Origin of the sequence: Parafrankia sp. FMc2, from assembly GCF_041008525.1 — a bacterium.
In the GTDB taxonomy this organism is placed as follows: domain Bacteria; phylum Actinomycetota; class Actinomycetes; order Frankiales; family Frankiaceae; genus Parafrankia.
The window spans coordinates 81,176-99,241 of the sequence record NZ_JBFLUG010000010.1 but is presented as its reverse complement, the minus strand read 5'-3'; the positions used below and the strand labels follow the sequence as shown (position 1 = coordinate 99,241).

At 73.5% G+C, this 18,066-nt stretch carries 14 protein-coding genes; 10 read left to right on the top strand and 4 right to left on the bottom strand.

Translation table 11 applies throughout. The features are described 5' to 3' along the window. Positions 1–64: 64 nt before the first annotated feature. Positions 65–1,252: an RNA-guided endonuclease InsQ/TnpB family protein gene (locus AB1460_RS06320; RefSeq protein ID WP_368959664.1), complete on the bottom strand. Its 1,188-nt coding sequence runs from the start codon at positions 1,250–1,252 to the stop codon at positions 65–67. A 98-nt stretch (positions 1,253–1,350) separates the two neighbouring features. Here AB1460_RS06320 and ftsW point away from each other — a divergent pair, with 98 nt between their 5' ends. The 3 genes from ftsW to murC (AB1460_RS06305) all read left to right on the top strand — a co-directional run bounded on the left by ftsW (position 1,351) and on the right by murC (AB1460_RS06305) (position 5,608). Next, entirely contained in the window at positions 1,351–2,892 is a 1,542-nt protein-coding gene (gene ftsW, locus AB1460_RS06315) for a putative lipid II flippase FtsW (protein ID WP_368959663.1), read from the top strand. A gap of 77 nt (positions 2,893–2,969) precedes the next feature. Further along, positions 2,970–4,100 carry an undecaprenyldiphospho-muramoylpentapeptide beta-N-acetylglucosaminyltransferase gene (gene murG, locus AB1460_RS06310; RefSeq protein WP_368959662.1) on the top strand — a complete coding sequence of 377 codons (1,131 nt, stop codon included), beginning with the start codon at positions 2,970–2,972 and terminating at the stop codon, positions 4,098–4,100. 11 nt (positions 4,101–4,111) lie between these two features. Next, positions 4,112–5,608 (top strand): UDP-N-acetylmuramate--L-alanine ligase, encoded by a 1,497-nt coding sequence (murC, locus tag AB1460_RS06305; RefSeq protein WP_368959661.1) that lies wholly within the window; start codon positions 4,112–4,114, stop codon positions 5,606–5,608. 79 nt (positions 5,609–5,687) lie between these two features. On the opposite strand, the gene AB1460_RS06300 is transcribed toward murC (AB1460_RS06305), so the two are convergent. Both AB1460_RS06300 and murC (AB1460_RS06295) read right to left on the bottom strand, forming a co-directional pair. Beyond that, positions 5,688–6,218, bottom strand: coding sequence for a nitroreductase/quinone reductase family protein (locus AB1460_RS06300; protein ID WP_368959660.1), 531 nt, complete (start codon positions 6,216–6,218; stop codon positions 5,688–5,690). 113 nt (positions 6,219–6,331) lie between these two features. After that, positions 6,332–7,849 carry a UDP-N-acetylmuramate--L-alanine ligase gene (gene murC, locus AB1460_RS06295; protein WP_368959675.1) on the bottom strand — a complete coding sequence of 506 codons (1,518 nt, stop codon included), beginning with the start codon at positions 7,847–7,849 and terminating at the stop codon, positions 6,332–6,334. A gap of 505 nt (positions 7,850–8,354) precedes the next feature. On the opposite strand from murC (AB1460_RS06295), the gene ftsZ reads away from it, so the two are divergent. The 7 genes from ftsZ (at position 8,355) to AB1460_RS06260 (ending at position 13,965) form a co-directional block, all read left to right on the top strand. Beyond that, complete coding sequence (gene ftsZ, locus AB1460_RS06290; protein ID WP_368959659.1) at positions 8,355–10,001, top strand: cell division protein FtsZ; 1,647 nt, start codon at positions 8,355–8,357, stop codon at positions 9,999–10,001. 6 nt (positions 10,002–10,007) lie between these two features. Beyond that, a complete protein-coding gene (gene pgeF / locus AB1460_RS06285) occupies positions 10,008–10,682 on the top strand; it encodes a peptidoglycan editing factor PgeF (RefSeq protein WP_368959658.1) in 675 nt (224 codons plus the stop codon). A gap of 18 nt (positions 10,683–10,700) precedes the next feature. Then, positions 10,701–11,624, top strand: coding sequence for a YggS family pyridoxal phosphate enzyme (locus AB1460_RS06280; protein ID WP_368959657.1), 924 nt, complete (start codon positions 10,701–10,703; stop codon positions 11,622–11,624). A 10-nt stretch (positions 11,625–11,634) separates the two neighbouring features. Then, complete coding sequence (locus AB1460_RS06275; protein WP_368959656.1) at positions 11,635–12,192, top strand: cell division protein SepF; 558 nt, start codon at positions 11,635–11,637, stop codon at positions 12,190–12,192. Between the two features lie 95 nt (positions 12,193–12,287). After that, complete coding sequence (locus tag AB1460_RS06270) at positions 12,288–12,542, top strand: YggT family protein (RefSeq protein ID WP_071082755.1); 255 nt, start codon at positions 12,288–12,290, stop codon at positions 12,540–12,542. Between the two features lie 96 nt (positions 12,543–12,638). Next, the gene (locus AB1460_RS06265; protein ID WP_368959655.1) at positions 12,639–13,676 is read left to right on the top strand and encodes a DivIVA domain-containing protein; all 1,038 of its coding nucleotides are present in this window, start codon (positions 12,639–12,641) and stop codon (positions 13,674–13,676) included. Positions 13,677–13,779: 103 nt separating this feature from the next. Further along, entirely contained in the window at positions 13,780–13,965 is a 186-nt protein-coding gene (locus tag AB1460_RS06260; protein ID WP_368959654.1) for a hypothetical protein, read from the top strand. Positions 13,966–14,151: 186 nt separating this feature from the next. Here AB1460_RS06260 and ileS read toward each other — a convergent pair whose 3' ends face one another. Then, positions 14,152–17,604, bottom strand: coding sequence for an isoleucine--tRNA ligase (gene ileS / locus AB1460_RS06255; protein ID WP_368959653.1), 3,453 nt, complete (start codon positions 17,602–17,604; stop codon positions 14,152–14,154). Positions 17,605–18,066 lie beyond the last annotated feature (462 nt).

Below are 18,066 nucleotides of genomic sequence, written 5' to 3'. Positions count from 1 at the left end.
GGGGGAGCGTGAGAGAGCGCTTGACGTCCTCCCCCTCGTGAGTGAACGAGGGGGATTCCAACTCCTACGCACCCACCAGGGGAGGTGCGTGGTGTTGAGGTTCGCGGTTCACGGGCAGGGCCAGTGCCGTGCCTCCCCGCGCGTTCACCGCACGTCCTGCGGCGATGTCGCAGGCTGCGTTGATGTCCGCGTTGGCCGTGTGCCCGCAGGCCACGCACCGGAATACCGCTTGGCTCTCACGGTTCCCGGATGCTGTGTGCCCGCAGACCGAGCAACGCTGACTCGTATAGGCGGCCGGGACCTTCTCCACCCGGCCCGGCGCCTTGTGTTCGAGGCGTTGGACGAGCAGACCCCAGCCGGCAGCGAGAATCGACCGGTTCAACCCGGCTTTCTGCGCCACATTGCGGCCCGGCTCGGCGACCGTGCCCCGCGCCGACCGCGTCATGCCCAGAATGTTCAGGTCCTCCGCCCGGATCAGGTCAAACTGGCGAGCGAGGTCAGTACTGGTCTTCTCGACCCAGTCCTTGCGCCGGTCGGCCTGTCGGGCCTTCACCCGGGCGACCTGACCACGCAGCCGAGCGCGCCGGGTGCTGCCCCGGCTGGCCCTGGACAGCCGCCGTGCCAGCCGGCGGAGCCGTTCGGTCTCCTTCGGCCGCAGCCCCGGGCACCTCAGCAACTGGCCGGTCGACAACGCGGCGGAGACCTTCACGCCACGGTCGACCCCGACGACCTCTCCCGTGCCGGGTCCGTCACCGGGTGCGGGGGCGCCGGCGAACGCGACATGCCAGCGACCCGCCCGGTCACGGGCGATCCGGTAGGACCTGAAGCCCGGAACGGTCCGCGACACACGGAACTTCACCCAGCCGACCTTCGGGACCCAGCACCGGGACCACTTCCGGTTCAGCTTCTCGACCCGGGCGTGTCTACCGACGACCTGGAAGCCCTCGGACTGGCCGCGTTTCCGGTAGACCGGGCGTCTGTGCGAACCACGGAAGAAGTTCCGCATGGTCTGGTCGAAATCCCGCAGCGCCTGCTGCTGAACCATCTGCGATCCGGCCCGAAGCCAGTCGAACTCCGCCCGCGCGACCGTCAACTGCCGGCACCGTTTCAGATGGTTCGGCGCCTTTCCCCGGTAAGGCGTCCACCACGACTGCTGTTCAACAGCCAAATTCCACACGAAACGGGCATGCCCGCAGTGCTCGGCGAGCCCGGCAACCTGTCCGGGTGCCGGATCGAGCCGGTAGCGGGACACGTTCTGACTCTACCGAAAGGGAATCCCCGTATGCGTTCCCGCGTGGGGCGCCGTTTCCTCCCCGGCCTGACGGCCGGGGTATCCACGGCGAGATCCCGATGACCGGCGCGCGGACCACCGGACCACACAGGGTCACCAGCGGAACCAAGGGCACGGGCAGCCCGGCCGCCACCGCGGTCACCTCCCTCCCACCGGCCGCGGGCACTACCACTGCCTCGCGCGTCGCCGGAGCGGGCGGCAAGGCGGCAGGTGCGGATGACGCCGCCGGACCTACCGCCGCCGGCGCGGCTGCCGCGGCCCGCCCGGCTGCCGCCACCGGCCCGGCCGGGGCGGCCGGTGCCGACCAGGCCTGGGCCAGCGATCCCCGGACCCCGATCCTCGACCGCCCGATGGCCTCGTACTACCTGCTGCTCTCCTCGGCCGGCCTGCTGCTGCTCCTCGGCCTGGTCATGGTGCTGTCGGCGTCCAGCGTGCGGTCGTTCCAGGACTTCGGCTCGTCCTACACGCTCTTTCTGCGCCAGGCGACCTGGGCGGCGATCGGCATCCCGCTGCTGATGATCGCAAGCCGGCTGCCGGTGCGGGTCTTCCGGGCGGCGGCGTACCCGTTGCTCGGCATCACGCTGGTGCTGCTGCTGGCGGTACTCGTCCCCGGCATCGGGCACGTCGAGAACGGCGCCCGGCAGTGGATCCCGATCGGCCCGTACACGCTGCAGCCGAGCGAGTTCGCCAAGATCTCGCTGCTGCTGTGGTGCTCCGACGTGCTGGTCCGCAAGCGCCGGCTGCTGGTGGACTGGAAGCACCTGGTCGTCCCGGTGGTGCCCGGCTTCCTGTTCGTAGACCTGCTGCTCATGCTCGAGCCCGACCTGGGCGGGGCCATCTGCGTGACGGTGGTGCCGCTGGCGGTGCTGTGGGTGATCGGCACCCCGCTGCGGATCTACGCCAGCCTGCTCGGCGGCATGGTCCTCTGCGCCACCATCCTCGCGGTCAGCGCGCCCTACCGGCTGGAACGGCTGATGTCGTTCCGGGATCCGTTCGCCGACCCGGACAAGAGCGGGTATCAGGCGGTCCAGGGCATCTACGCGCTGTCCTCGGGCGGCTGGTGGGGTGAGGGGCTGGGCGCGTCCAAGGAGAAGTGGCCGGACCTGCTGCCCGCCGTGCACACGGACTTCATCCTCGCGATCATCGGGGAGGAACTGGGCCTGCTGGGCAGCCTGGTGACGGTGGGCCTGTTCGGGGTGATGGGCTACGCCGGCCTGCGCATCGCGCACCGCACGGACGACCTGTTCATCCGGCTCGCCGCAGCGGGGGTGACCGCCTGGCTCATCGCGCAGGCCGTGGTGAACATGGGCGCCGTCGTCGGCCTGCTGCCGATCACCGGGGTCACGCTGCCGCTCGTGTCGTTCGGTGGCTCGGCGCTGCTGCCGACCATGGGCGCGCTCGGCATGCTGCTGGCCTTCGCGCGCTGCGAGCCGGACGCCGCCAGCTATCTGGCCGCCCGCGCCGAGGCCCGTCGCGCCGGCCGGACGGGCCGCTGGCTGCGCCGCCGCCGGGCCGAACCCGCCGCGCGCGGCGCGACCGCCGCGCCGGGCGAGGGGGCCGCGGCGACCGGTGCCGGAGGTGTCGCGCTCGACGCTAACTGACGCCTGCCTCGGCGCGCCGACGCTCTCGGGCGACCATGTTGCGTGTGGGCGGTCCCGATGTGGAATCGTCAGAGCCGATGTTGCGAAGTGTGCTGCTCGCCGGCGGCGGAACTGCCGGCCACGTGGAACCAGCCCTCGCGGTGGCTGACGCGCTGCGTGCGGACGAGCCCCGCATCCGGGTGACCCTGCTCGGCACCGAGACGGGCCTGGAGGCGAAGCTCGTCCCCGCCCGCGGGTACGAGCTGGCGACCGTGCCGAAGGTGCCGATGCCCAGGCGCCCGACCCCGGCCCTGCTGACGGTGCCGAACCGGCTGCTCGCCGCGGTGTCGGCGGCGCGCGCGGCGGCGCGGGACGTCCGCGCCGACGTCGTCGTCGGCTTCGGCGGCTATGTCTCGGTGCCCGCCTACCTGGCGGCCCGCCGGCTGCGGCTGCCGATCGTGGTGCACGAGGCGAACCCGCTGCCGGGGCTCGCGAACCGGCTCGGCGCGCGGCTCACGCCGTTCGTTGCCACCTCCTACCCGGCCACCCCGCTGCGGGGCGGCCGGCTGACCGGCATCCCGCTGCGTGCGGAGATCCTCACCCTGGACCGTTCGGCCCCGGCGGCCCGTGCGGCGCGGGCCCGGTACGGCCTGGACCCGTACCGGGCGACGCTGCTGGTGTTCGGCGGCTCGCAGGGCGCCCGCTCGCTCAACACCGTGCTCACCGGGGCGGCGCGGGAGCTGACCGGGGCCGGGATCCAGGTCCTGCACGCGGCGGGGCCGAAGAACTACGACGAGGTCGTCGCCGCGCTGCCACCGGGCCTGCCGGCGCCGTACCGGGTGGTGCCCTACCTGGACCACATCCCGTCCGCCTACGCCGCCGCCGACATGAGTCTGTGCCGCTCCGGCGCGATGACCTGCGCCGAGCTGGCGGCGGTCGGGCTGCCGGCCGTGTACGTCCCGCTGCCGCACGGCAACGGGGAGCAGCGCCGCAACGCGCTGCCGACGGTCGAGGCGGGCGGCGGCCTGCTGGTCGAGGACGCCGAGCTCAGCCCCGGGTGGCTGACCGCCAACCTGCTCCCGGTGCTCACCGCACCCGAACGGCTGGCGAAGATGTCCGCCGCCTGCGCGGGCACCGGGCACCCGGACGCCGCCCGCGCGATCGTCGCCATGATCAGGCAGGCGGAGGCGGGCCGCCGGCACGCCGGACCGCGGCACGCGGCAGGCTGAGGGCTCGCGGCGTGGTGGCGCGAGATCTCCCCGACGGCTGGCGGCGGGTACATCTCGTCGGCATCGGCGGGGTGGCCATGAGCGGCCTCGCCCGGCTGCTGGTCGCCCGGGGGGCGGTGGTGTCCGGCAGTGACGCGGTCGAGTCCCGCCAGCTGGCGACGTTGCGAGCGCTGGGGATCCCCATCACCGTCGGCCGCGATCCGGCCGCCGTCGACCCGGCCCGGTTCGACGGCGTGGAACTCGTCGTCGTCGCACCCGCGGTGCGCCTCGACGACCCCCAGCTCGCCGAGGCGCGGCGGCGCGACCTTCGGATCCTGACCCGGTCCGCGGCGCTGGCGGGGCTCATGCAGGGGCACCGCGGGGTGGCGGTCGCCGGCTCCCACGGCAAGACGACGGTGGCGATGATGCTGACCGCCGCGCTGCAGGCCGGCGGGGAGGACCTCACCTTCGCGGTCGGCGGGGATCCGGGCGAGGCCGGATCACACACCCACGCGGGCAGCTCCGACCTGATGGTGGTGGAGGCCGAGGAGGAGGGCGCGGCCTTCTGGCAGCTCCAGCCGCACGGCGCGGTGCTGACCGGGGTGGCCCCCGAACACCTCGACTACTACCGGACGGTGCCCGCCCTGCGGGCGTCCTTCGCGACCTTCCTGCACCGGATCGAGCCCGCCGGATTCCTGGTCGCCTGTGTGGACGACGAGGCCGGCTGGGCCCTCGCCACCGCGGCCGCCCGCGACGCCGCCGTGGCCCGCGACGCCGCCGTGGCCCGCGACGCCGCCGCGGTCAGCGCGCCTGGAGGCGGTGCGGCTGGGCCGACGTCCTGGCTGATCGGCTATGGCTTCGGCCCGTCGGCGGACGTCCGGCTCTCCGCCGTGGAGATCTCGCCCGCCCGGACCAGCGCCGAGGTCGTGGCGCACGGCGTCCCGCTCGGCCGGATGGTGCTGAAGGTCCCCGGCCGCCACCATCTCCTCGACGGCGCGGCGGCGCTCGCGGCCGGGCTCGCGCTCGGCGCCCGGCCGGAGGGCCTGCTGACCGGACTGGCCTCGTTCGCCGGGGTCCGGCGCCGGTTCGAGCCACTGGGATCGGCCCGCGGGGTGCGGGTCGTCGACGACTACGCCAACCACCCCGACCGGGTTTCCGCCGCGATCGCCACCGCGCGGGCGCTGGCCGGCGGCGGCCGGGTCGTGGTCGCCTTCCAGCCGCACCTCTACAGCCGCACGGCGCTGCTCGCGGAGGACTTCGGTGCCGCGCTGCGGCCCGCCGACGTGGTGGTGGTGATGGACGTCTACGGCGGTGCCCAGCGGCCCGAACCTGGCGCGGGCGGTGCCCGGGTCGCGGCGGCCGCCCGGGGCGGGACGGCCGAGGTCGTCTACGAACCGTCGTGGTCGACGGTTCCCGGCGTCCTGCTTGACCGGGCCGCCCCGGGCGACCTCGTCCTCACCCTCGGCGCGGGCGACGTGACGCAGATCGGCCCCGAGCTGCTGCGTCTGCTGGCGAGCGGCACCGGCTAGACCGGCCAGCCGGTCCAGCCGGTGCCGTCCGGCGCGTGGCGGTGGCGGATGATCCCGGCGCAGCCGCGGCCAACCCTGCTCAGGGGAGCCGGGTCAGGACGACGACGGGGATCTCCCGGGTCGCCTGGTCCCGGTGGGTGCGCAGCCCCGGCATGCCTTCGACCAGCGCCGCGTAGAGACGGTCGCGTTCCGGCCCGGTGGCGGTGGCGGCCTCGGCGTCGAACCGGTCGGCCTCGAGCTCGACCGTGACCTTCGGCTGCGCCAGCAGGTTGCGGTACCACTGCGGGTGCTCCGCGGCCGCCATGTTCGAGGCGTAGACGACGAGACGACGCCCGGCTACCGGTTCGTCGACCGCTTCTGGTTCGTCCACGGCTTCCGGTTCGTCCACGCTCGCCGGTTCGTTGAGGCTCGCCGGCTCGTCCACGACATAGCCCAGCGGAGTGGTGTGCCCGCGGCCGGTGCGCTCGCCGACAGTGGTCAGCAGGAGGAGCCGCGAACCGGCCAGGGTCTTCTCCAGCTTCCCACCGGTGGCCCGGTACTCGGTGATCACCGCCTGGTTGACCACCCGGAAGTCGAATCCGCGGCTCTGCGCGTCACGCGTCTCGGTCATCGTCGGGTCCTCACCTTCGCCGTCGGGCTGCCGGGAGGACTGGCACACGCCCGCTCACCTGTGAACGTCACGCGGCGCAGTCAACCATTGACGCGGGGAGGTGCTCGGCAGGGTCAGGCCGGCAGGCCGGTCGCGTCCTGGGACTCTGTCCCGCTGCCTACCGAATGGGCGGCTCCGGCGGGCTGCGCGAGCCGGTCGAGCAGGCCGGGACCCACCGTGGTGACCGTGCCCGCCCCGAGGGTGAGGAGCAGGACACCTCCGGGCGCGTCGCCCGCCGCGGCGTCCAGGTCCGCGAGCAGCCGGGCGGGCAGGTCCGGCCACGGCACGTAGCCGGTGTCCGCCGGCTCGCTGATCCTCGCCGTCAGGTCGGCCGCGTGCAGGCCGAGGTCGTCGGTCTCACGCGCCGCGTAGATGTCGGTCACGTAGACGCGGTCGGCGTCGCCGAAGGACGTCGCGAAGTCGTCCAGCAGCGCCGCCAGGCGGCTGAACGTGTGCGGCTGAGCCACCGCCCAGACAGGCCGCCCGGCCGCCCGGTCGCGGGCCGCCCGCAGGGTGGCGCGGATCTCCGTCGGGTGGTGGGCGTAGTCGTCGACGATCTCGACCGGGGTGCCGGCCGGCGTGACCGCCCGCCCGATGGTGTCGAACCGCCGCGCGGCACCCGTGTACGTTGCCAGGGCCTCCAGGGCCCGGCCGGGCGGCACGCCGAGCTCCACGGCGGTGGCGAGGGCGGCGAGGGCGTTGAGGGCGACGTGCGGGCCGGGCAGCGCCAGCGAGAGCTGCCCCACCGGGGCGCCGGCACGCAGCACGGTCGACACCGATCCCCCGCCCGGACGGGGGGTGTAGTCCACCGCCCGCCAGGTCCGCCCGGCCTCGAAGCCGTAGTCCACCACCCGGGCTTGGCCCGCCGCGCCGGCCGGACTGGTCGCGCCGCCCGGACCGGCACGCCGGTCGAGCCGGTCGAGCACGGCGACGACACCCGGGTGGTCGCCGCAGACGACGAGCCGGCCGCCCGGGCGGACCCGCGCCGCGAAGTCGGTGAACACGGCCTGGACGGAGGCCTCGTCAGGGAAGAGGTCGGGATGCTCCCACTCGACGTTGGTGATGATGGCGAGCTCGGGGTCCAGCCCGGCGAACGCGCCGCCGTACTCGTCGGCCTCCAGGACGAACACGTCACTCGTCCCGGTGACGGCGCTGCCGCCCAGTTGGGCCACCTCGGCCCCGATCACGGCGGTCGGGTCCAACCCGCCGGCCCGCAGTACCAGAGTGAGCATGGCGGCCGTCGTGGTCTTGCCGTGCGAGCCGGCGACCGCGACCAGCCGGTAGGCGGCGGTCAGCTCCGGCAGCCAGTCGGCGCGGCGCCGCACGGGGATGCCCAGCTCACGGGCGGCTACGACCTCGGGGTGGTCGTCACGCAGGGCGCTCGAGGCCACGACCACCTCGGCTCCGCTCAGCTCCGCGGCGAGCGCCGCCGGGCCGGCGGCCGGGCCGACGCGGACCGGTACGCCCAGCGCCCGCAGCGCGGCGATCCGTGGCGAGTCCTCCTGGTCGCTGCCGGAGGCCAGACCGCCGCCAGCCAGGTGAATCCGGGCGAGTGGCGACAGGCCCGAGCCGCCGATGCCGAGGAAGTGCACGCGCCTCCCGTGCCTGCCGGCACCGTGGGCGGCGGGGTCCGGGCTCGCACCAGGGGCCCTGCCCGGGCCGGAGCCCTGGCTGGGAACGGGGCCGGCGGACGGCTCCGCGGAGCGGACCACGGGGGGTTCGGTCGAGGGGCCGGCGGGGGCTGGCCGCGGGGTCGTCGCGGCGGGCGGGTCCGCGGAGTTCTGACCGGTCACGCCACGCAGTACACACCACCCGGCCGGGCCTGCGCGAAGGCGCCCGGGCGAGCTGGGACCGGTGTGACGAAGGGGACGTGAATCCCATTGGTGTGACGCGCCGACAGCGTCCTTGACCACTGCCGAAGCCGTGCCTACTGTCCGATCCACAGTCGGAAGTTGACATAACTGTAACCGTCTAGCTGACGGTGAAGGTTGAGGCTGCTCGGCTGCTTCCCCGCTCCATCGGCCTTCAGAGGCCGCGGGCTCGGAGCCGGGGAGCCCCCTGCCTGCCCACCCGACGCCGCTGGAGGACCGACACCGCATGGCAGCCCCCCAGAACTATCTCGCGGTCATCAAGGTCGTCGGGATAGGCGGAGGCGGCGTGAACGCCGTCAACCGGATGATCGAAGTCGGGCTCAAGGGTGTCGAGTTCATCGCCATCAACACTGACGCCCAGGCGCTGTTGATGAGCGATGCCGACGTCAAGCTCGACGTCGGCCGTGAACTCACCCGGGGCCTCGGCGCCGGCGCCGACCCCGAAGTGGGTCGGCAGGCCGCAGAGGACCACCGCGAGGAGATCGAGGAGGTCCTCAAGGGGGCCGACATGGTCTTCGTCACGGCTGGCGAGGGCGGTGGCACCGGTACCGGAGGCGCACCCGTGGTCGCCAACGTGGCGCGGTCGCTCGGCGCGCTGACGATCGGCGTCGTGACCCGTCCGTTCACCTTCGAAGGCCGCCGCCGCGCCACCCAGGCCGATACGGGTATCGACACTCTGCGCAACGAGGTCGACACCCTCATCGTTATCCCGAACGACCGCCTGCTCGCGATGACCGATCGCGACATCAGCGTCCTGGACGCCTTCCGCAGTGCCGACCAGGTGCTGCTCTCCGGTGTCCAGGGCATCACCGACCTGATCACCACTCCCGGTCTGATCAACCTCGACTTCGCCGACGTCAAGACCGTCATGTCCCACGCGGGCAGCGCCCTCATGGGTATCGGGCGGGCCCGCGGCGACGACCGGGCGACCGTCGCCGCCGAGCAGGCCATTGCCTCACCCCTGCTCGAGGCCAGCATGGACGGCGCACAGGGCGTCCTGCTGAACATCTCCGGCGGGTCCGACCTGGGCCTGTTCGAGATCAACGCCGCGGCGGAGCTGGTCGCCGACGCTGCGCATCCCGAGGCGAACATCATCTTCGGTGCGGTGATCGACGACGCGCTGGGTGACGAGGTCCGGGTCACGGTGATCGCCGCCGGCTTCGACACCGTCCAGGACCGGCGTACCCGAACTCTCGCCAACCAGCGGCGCCCACCAGGCCCCGGGGGCACAGCGCCGACGGGGCCGCCGCAGCCGGGTGCTCCGGGTGCTCCGGGGCCGGGTCAGGGGCCGGGTCAGGGTTCGGGCCAGCCTCCGCAGACCTCGGCGCCAGCGCCGAGCACCACTGTGCTGCCGCCCATTCCGGGCATGCCCGTGGCTGCGCGGCCGGCGCCGTCCCACTCGACCTACCAGCCGCCGTCCGGCGGGTCCGCCGGCCACTACGTCCCCGAACCGCTGCCGGACGGTCGCCCCGCGGTTCCGGCCGGGGGCGGCGGTCAGCCGGGTGGTGCTGGCGACCAGCGGTCCGCTGGCGGGCCGCCGCGCCGGGAGTACTCCGGTCCGGGTGCCGACGCGGGGTTCGCCCGGCCGCCGGCCGCGGCCGGCGCTCCCGCGGGCCAGCCGGGCGTCGCCGCGCCGGCCACGGCGTCGGGCATGCCGCCCCGGCCCGGCTTCGCTCACGGTGCTCCGCCGAGCGGTGGCGGTGCGGCGGGTGTGGGCGGTGCCGGCGGGCAGGAGCCCGGGCCGGCTGCTGTCGCCGCGGCCCAGCGGGCCGAGGCGGCCCGGCCGGGCCCGCGCCCGACCTACCCGCCACGCCGTCCGGTGCGTCCCGTGGCCGACGATGACGAGCTGGACGTCCCGGACTTCCTGAAGTAGCCGGCTGTGCCCGTTCTGGTGACCTCGCGTGGTGGTGGAACGAGCGGACCGCCCTACACAGGGCTGAACCTGGGTGACCACGTCGGTGACGAGCCGGCCGCCGTCGCCGAGAACCGGCGGCTGCTCGAGTCCCGCATCGGTCGGCCGGTCCAGTTCATGCGGCAGGTGCACGGCGCGCAGGTCAGCCTCGTCCGCGAGGCTGGCCCGCCGCCGGAGGCCGACGCGATGGTGACGGACGTGGCCGGGGTGGCCCTCGCCGTCCTGGTGGCCGACTGTGTGCCGGTGATGTTCGAGTCACCGACCGCTGTCGGTGTGGCCCACGCCGGGCGCCAGGGGATGGCCTCGGGTGTCCTCGCGGCCACGCTGGCGACCTTCGACGAGCTGGGCGTGGACCGTGGCGCCCTCAGGGTCACCCTCGGGCCCGCGATCTGCGCGCACTGCTACGAGGTGCCCGCGCTGATGCGTTCCGACGTCGAGCGGGTGGTCCCGGGCAGCGCGGCGACGACCCGCGCCGGTACTCCCTCGCTTGACCTGCGGGCTGGTCTGCGTGGCCAGCTTGCGGCGGCCGGCATCGGGGCGGTGACGGTCTCCGACCGGTGCAGCGCGGAGTCGGACGATCTTTTCTCGTACCGCCGGGACGGGCGGACCGGGCGTTTCGCCGGCCTCGCCTGGCTGGCCTGAGTGCCCGGGTTGGCCTGAGTGTCGGGCCTGGATGCGCGCCGGGTGGAGGGGCTGCGTTCCCGCCTGACAGTCGTCCGGGACAGGCTCGTGACTGCCGCGCGGGCCGCCGGACGCGATCCGGACGCGCTGACGCTGATCGCGGTCAGCAAGACCTGGCCGTTCGAGGATGTGGTCGCGCTGTGCTCTCTTGGAGTCCGGCACTTCGCCGAGAACCGGGAGCAGGAAGCCGGCCCCAAGGCCGCGGCGGTCCATGCGGCCCTCGCCGGGGCCGGTGTGCCCGCGCCCGGCGACCAGATCCGCCGTCCGGGCCTCCCCGACGGCACGCCAGGGGCATGGTTTCCGTCACGTGCCGACGGTCCTGCCACCCTCGGATCGCCCGGCGTGCTCGATGTGCCGGTCTGGCATTACGTCGGTCAGCTTCAACGCAACAAGGCCCGAGCCGTGACCGGCTGGGCGCACTATGTGCAGTCCGTGGACAGAGCGCGACTGGTCGAGACCCTTTCCCGGGCAGCCACAGAGCGTGGCTGTATAACTGCTGTTTGTATTCAGGTCAATCTCGACCAGGAGACGTCGCCCGGGGCGCGGCCCGGGCCTGGAGTGCGGAAATCCCTTCCGGGCGGGGAGAACGCGCCTGACGCGGGCGCCGGCGGTGCGGCGCGCGGCGGGGCGCTGCCGCCGGATGTGCCGGCGCTCGCCGAGCTCGTCGCCAGGGCGGAGGGGCTTGTTCTGGCCGGCGTGATGGCCGTGGCGCCGCGCGGGGAGCCGCCCCGGCCCGCCTTCGCGCGGCTGCGTGAAGTATCCGAGCGGTTGCGTTCCGACTTTCCAGCGGCGACGATGGTGAGTGCTGGAATGTCCGGTGATCTTGAAGATGCGGTCGCGGAAGGCGCGACACACCTTCGGATCGGCACCGCTTTGTTCGGTGAACGGCACGGTGTCCCTTAGAGTCGCGCCCATGGGGCTCGGTCGCAGGGCGATGGTCTACCTCGGGCTCGCCGAGGAGGACGAGGACTACCTCGATGACGACTATGACGATGACGGGCACGACGCCGCCCGAGGTGCCGTCAGGGACGATCGACGGACCACGCTGGACCCGGTCCCGATAGACCGGTCGGTCCGCCGGCTCGACGTACGTGAGGAGCCAGTCGCCATGCCGCGACGTCCGCCGGTGGAGCATCTGCGACCGTCCGCACCCACGCCGATGCGCCGGGTCGCGCCCGTCGAGGAGCCCCGGCCGTACCGGATCACGACGCTCCAGCCGCGCAGCTACAATGAGGCGCGTCAGATCGGTGAGGAGTTCCGTGACGGCACCCCCGTTATCATGAACCTCACCGAGATGGACGACGTCGACGCCAAGCGGCTGGTCGACTTCGCCGCAGGGCTGATCTTCGGCCTTCGGGGCGACATCGAGAAGGTGACCAACAAGGTCTTCCTGCTCTCGCCGCACAACGTCGAGGTCACCGAGACGGACAAGCGACGCATCCGTGAGGGTGGGTTCTACAACCAGTCATAGTCAGGGCGTGACCGTCCGGTAGGGTCGCCCAGAGGCTTCCCCTCGCTACCCCGGGAGAGAGCACCATCAGCGCACTAGGAACACTGATTTTTTGGGTGCTGACGGCCTACCTGTTGCTCCTGATCGCCCGGGCGGTCATCGATCTGGTCCGAACCCTCAACGGGTCCTTCCGGCCGAGCGGCCCCCTGGTTCTGTTCTTCGAGATCGTGTACACGGCGACTGACCCTCCGCTGCGCTTCATCCGGCGTTTCCTTCCGCCGTTGCGGGTAGGTAGCGTTGCTCTTGACCTCGGTTTCATGCTGCTCGTCGTAGTGATCTTCATACTGCAGGGCTATGCGCAGAGGCTGTGACGAGGTCATGTGCACAACACCGCGAGAGCGGGCACGGCAGACTGCCCGCAGACCGCCCTCTCTTCGGGGAGCGGCGATGCCGCACGAGGAGGCGACGTGGCGCTGACACCGCAGGACGTTCAGAACAAGGTCTTCAGCCCGACACGGTTCCGTACGGGCTACAACGAGGACGAGGTGGACACCTTCCTCGATGAGGTCGAAGCCGAGCTGACGCGTCTGCTGGATGAGAGCAGCGACCTGCGCAGGCAGCTCGACGAAGCCCGTCGCTCGGGTGGCGGTGGTCCCGGCGTCCCGGCGCATCTTCTCGAGGAGAACCAGCAGCTCCGGCGCCAGCTGGAGGAGTCCCGGCGGCACCTGTCCCAGGCGCAGGCCCAGGCGGCCCAGGCAGCACAGGCCGTCCGTGAGCGCCCGCAGCCCGTGGGCCCCCCCGGCCCGCAGGGGCCGCCCCCCGGCGCGCCAGGCGGCCCGGTCGGTGCTCCGCCCGTCCCGGGTGGCCCCACCACCGTCATGCCGGCCCTCGTCGGCGGTGGCGGGCAGGGCCCGGCCCGGACGGGCCCCGGCGCCCCCGGCCAGACCGAGGCCGACATCGAGCAGCGGGTCGCCCGCACGCTCGTCCTCGCGCAGCGCACCGCCGACGAGGCCCTGCGGGAGGCGCGGGCGGAGTCCGAGCGTGCCCGCCGCGAGGCGCGGGCGGACGCCGACCGCATTATTGGCGAGGCACGCGCCCACGTGGCCGAGCAGCTCGGTGGGCTTGAGGACGACAAGCGCCGGCTGGAGAGCCAGGTGGAGCAGCTGCGCGCCTTCGAGCGCGAGTACCGCACCCGGCTGCGCGCCTACCTGGAGATGCAGCTCCGCGACCTCGACGGCATGCCGACCCAGCCGGCCGTCGGCCCCGGCGGTCCGTCCCGGCCCGGCCTCAACCCGGGTGCGTCGAACCCGACGCCGGTTCCGGCGAACGTCGGAGGTCCGCAGAACGCCGGCCCCGGCCAGCCACCCCAGCACGTCGGGGCACAGGCCTTCCAGACCGCTCCGCCGATGGGTGCACCTGCCCTCGCCCGCGAGAGCAACGGCCACAACGGGCGTCCGGACCTCGACCCGGGCCGGCGGGACGCAGCCGGTATGCAGGAATTCTGATCGTTGCTCCGCGTGCCTCCGACGTCCTGCCCCCGTACGCACGGGCCGGGCGTCGGAGGCGTTCTGTGGTCTTTTCGGTGGCTGAGCTGAGAGTCGGTGCGGCATGGTCATGGTCAGCGGTGCTCTGATAGCGGTCGCCGCGGTACTCGCGGTCGTAGGCCTGTTCGTCGCGACCACCTGGACCTACGCCTCGCTGGTGCTTCTCTGTCTCGCCGCAGCGCTGCTGCCGGTCGCCGCAGCCCGTCGGGCCGGCGCCGCAGGGTCGGGCGCGGGCGCCGGCGCCGGTTAGTCGGCGCCGACGCCGGTTGGTCGGGCGGTCAGTCGGGATCGGGAGCCAGGCCTCCGCCCGCCGAACCCCGCGAGGCGCGCGCAGCTCCGCGCCTGCTGTCGACCCCTCCCTGCCGGCCCCGGCCCGGTGGTGAAGCCGGGCCGGGGCCGGGTGGCGAGAGTCGCCGAGGGTGGGGGCTGCCTCGGGTCAGCCCACGGCGGCGGGGGTCGTCCGGGTGAGCGTGAACGTCAGACCGAGCTCCGCGGAGGCGCCCTCGTAGCGCCCGGTACCGCCGGCGGTACCCGCCGTCTCGGCGGACGCCGTGGCGGAGATCGCGGCAGGGGTCTCCGCGGGTGTGGCGGCCGCGGTCGCGGGTGCCTCCTCGAAGGTGGTGGCGAGGATCTCGTCGGCCACGGCGCCACCGTGCTCCCGCAGGGCGGCGGCGGTCTCCTCCCGGCTGGCCGACCAGCGCAGTGTGACCCGGTCGGTGATCTCCAGTCCGGCCGCGCGGCGGGCGTCCTGAAGCACCCGCACCACGTCGCGGGCCAGTCCGGCGCGGGCGAGCTCGGGAGTGACCGTCAGGTCCAGGGCGACCGAGAGCCCTGACTCGCTGGTCACCGACCAGCCCTCCCGCGGCGTCTCGGTGATGATGAGCTCGTCGCCGCCGAGGTCGATGGCCTCGCCGTCCACCGTGACCGTCAGCCGGCCGTCCACCGGCGTGCCGGCGGTGGTGACGGCGGCGGCGACCGCCTTGGTGCGGTTGCCGAACCGCCGGCCGAGTGCGCGGAAGTTCGGCTTGACGCTGATGTCGACCAGGTCGGAGGTCGCCGCCTCGACGGCGACGACGTTCAGCTCCTCGGCGATCTGGGCGCGCAGCTCGTCCGGGAGGTCGCCGAACGCGGACGAGCCGACCACTGCTCGCGGCAGGGGCTGGCGGGTCCGCACCCCGCTGGCGGCCCGGGCCGAGCGGCCCAGCTCGACGACCCGGCGTACCAGGTCCATCCGGTCGGCAAGGCCCGGCTCGACCAGTTCCGGCGGCAGCACAGGCCACGGCGCGAGGTGGACGGAGTCCGGCGCGCCGGGCAGCACGCCGGCGAACAGGCGGGACCACAGCCAGTCGGTCAGGAACGGGGTGAACGGCGACATCAGCCGGGTCAGCCCGTCAAGGCAGGTGTAGAGGGTGGCCAGCGCGTTCGGGTCGCCCGCCCAGAAACGGCGCCGGGACCGGCGGACGTACCAGTTGGACAGGTCGTCGACGAAGCGAGCGATGCGCCGGCCGGCCCGCAGCGAGTCGAAGCTCTCCAGAGCCAGGTCCACCTCGGCGACGGTGTCGGCCAGCTCGGACAGCGCCCACCGGTCCAGCACGGGCCGACGCGCCGGCTCGTCGGGGGCGGACCCGGCCACCGGCGCCGCCGCCGTGCCCGGCTCCAGCCCGTCCGTGGCGGCTACGGCCGTCTCGGCCGCCCCTGGCACTGGCGCCGTGGCCCCGAAGCCGGTGCCGGTCCCGTCCGCGGCCGTGGGGCGCCAGTTCGCCGCGCCGGCGTAGAGGCTGAAGAACGACGCGGTGTTCCAGTAGGTGAGGAGGATCTTGCGGACGATGTCCTCGATCGCCTCGTGCCCGACCCGCCGGTCCGACCAGGGCGAGCCCCCGGCCAGCATGAGCCACCGGACGGCGTCCGCGCCGTGCCGTTCGAACAGCTCGAACGGGTCGAGGACGTTGCCCACGTGCTTGCTCATCTTGCGGCCTTCGGCGTCCAGCAGCAGGCCCAGGCACAGCACCGTGTCGTAGGACGACCGGTCGAACACGAGGGTGCCGATCGCCATCAGCGTGTAGAACCAGCCGCGGGTCTGGTCGATCGCCTCGCAGATGTAGCGCGCCGGGTACTGGCGGGCGAACTCCTCGGCGTTGCGGTGCGGCGCGCCCCACTGCGCGAACGGCATGGCGCCGCTGTCGTACCAGACGTCGATCACCTCGGGGACCCGCCGGGCGAGGCCGCCGCAGGTCGGGCAGGGCAGCGTGACGTCGTCGACGAACGGGCGGTGCGGGTCGAGGCCGGAGTGGTCCGCCCCGGCGAGCTCGGAGAGTTCGGCGAGCGAACCCACACAGGTCACATGGGACGGGTCGGCCTCACAGCGCCAGACCGGCAGCGGCGTGCCCCAGTACCGGCTGCGCGACAGGGCCCAGTCGACGTTGTTGCGCAGCCACTCCCCGTAGCGGCCGTCACGGATCCGCTCCGGGTGCCAGTCCGTCCGCGCGTTCTCGGCGATCAGCCGGTCCCGGATGGCTGTGGTGCGGATGTACCAGGAGGGCAGCGGATAGTAGATCAGCGGGGTGTGGCAGCGCCAGCAGTGCGGGTAGCTGTGCGTGAACGTCGACGCCCGCCACATCAGGCCGCGGGTGGTGAGGTCGGCGGACAGCGGCGCGTCGGCGTCCTTGAAGAACAGCCCGCCGACCAGCGGCACGTCTGGCAGGAAGCGGCCATCCCGGCCGACCGGGTTGACCACTCCCAGGCCGTTGGCGCGGCAGACCGTGAGGTCCTCGGCGCCGAAGGCGGGCGACTGGTGGACGAGCCCGGTGCCGTCCGTCGTCGTCACGTACTCGGCGAGCACGACCGAGTGCAGGCGGGCCGGACCCGCGGGACCCGCCGCCGACGGGCCGGCCCCCGCCGCCCCGGTGCCGGCACCCAGGCCGGCGACGACCTTTGCCGCGGACTCCTCGAACCGTGCCAGGGGGATCAGCTCGAACGGCCGGGCGTAGCGGGTGCCCGCGAGCTCGGTGCCGGTGAAGCGGTCGAGGATCTCGGCGTCCTCGCCGACCGCGGCGGCCACCAGCGGCTCGGCGACCACCAGGAGCTCGCCGCCGGCGGCCCGGGTGAGCACGTAGATGACCTCGGGGTGCACGGCCACGGCGGTGTTCGAGACCAGCGTCCACGGGGTCGTCGTCCACACCAGCAGGTGCGCGCCGCGTGCGGCGAGGTCCCGGGGCCCGTCCAGGACGGGGAAGCGCACGTAGACCGACGGGTCGTCAGTGTCGCTGTAGCCCTGGGAGACCTCGTGGTCGGACAGCGGCGTCTCGTCGCGCGGGCAGTAGGGAGTGACCCGGAAGTCCTCCACCAGCAGGCCCTTGTCGAAGATCTGCTTCAGCGACCACCAGACGCTCTCGATGTACTCGGTGTCCATCGTGCGGTAGGCGGTGTCGAGGTCGACCCAGTAGCCCATGCGCTCGGTCATGGCGGAGAAGTCCGCGACGTGGCGCAGCACGGACTCGCGGCACTTCGCGTTGAACGCGGCGATGCCGTAGTCCTCGATGTCACTCTTGCTGGTGAAGCCGAGTTCCTTCTCGACCGCGAGCTCGACCGGCAGGCCATGGCAGTCCCAGCCGGCGCGGCGGGGGACGTGGTAGCCCTTCATCGTCCGGTAGCGCGGGAACAGGTCCTTGAAGACCCGCGCCTCGACATGGTGGGCGCCCGGCCGGCCGTTCGCGGTCGGCGGGCCCTCGTAGAACATCCACAGCGGGCGGTCGGCGCTGGCCTGCAGCGACCGGTGGAAGACCTTGGAGTCCTTCCAGCGCTCCAGCGTCTCGCGCTCGAAGGCCGGCAGGTCGACCCGCGCAGGCAGCGGCCGGAACGCGGGTGGGGGTACGTCGGGGGTGGCGGTCATCGTGGCGGTCTCCGTCGGCGGGTGCGGCTCTCCGGCGGAGGGACGACGCCCCGCACCACCGCTGCGGCTCCGGCCGGCGGCGGTACTGGGTACCGCGGTACCACCCTCCTTGCGCGCCCCGGCCCAGGCCGCCCTCGCGGGCGGCCGGCGGAGCGGCCACTCTTGTCCTGCCGCGGCGGCCGGATCTACTGGGGGCCCGTGGGGCCCTGTTCTCCCGGCGGCTCAGGGGTGATCTTCACGCCGCGCTGGCCGCCGGGCTCGCACCGCCCCCGGCTCGCTGTGGCTGCGCCCGCCGCTACTCGTCCCGTCAACGCCTTTCCGCGCCCCCAGCGTAGCCGACGGCGTTCCGGCGGCGTCCACACGCGGAGGGCCGCCGCCGGGTGCGGGATGGACGCGGGCCGGGCGCGGGATGGCAGCGGGTCCCGCGATGGTCGGTCGGTGATATGACACCCGTAGAGTGGT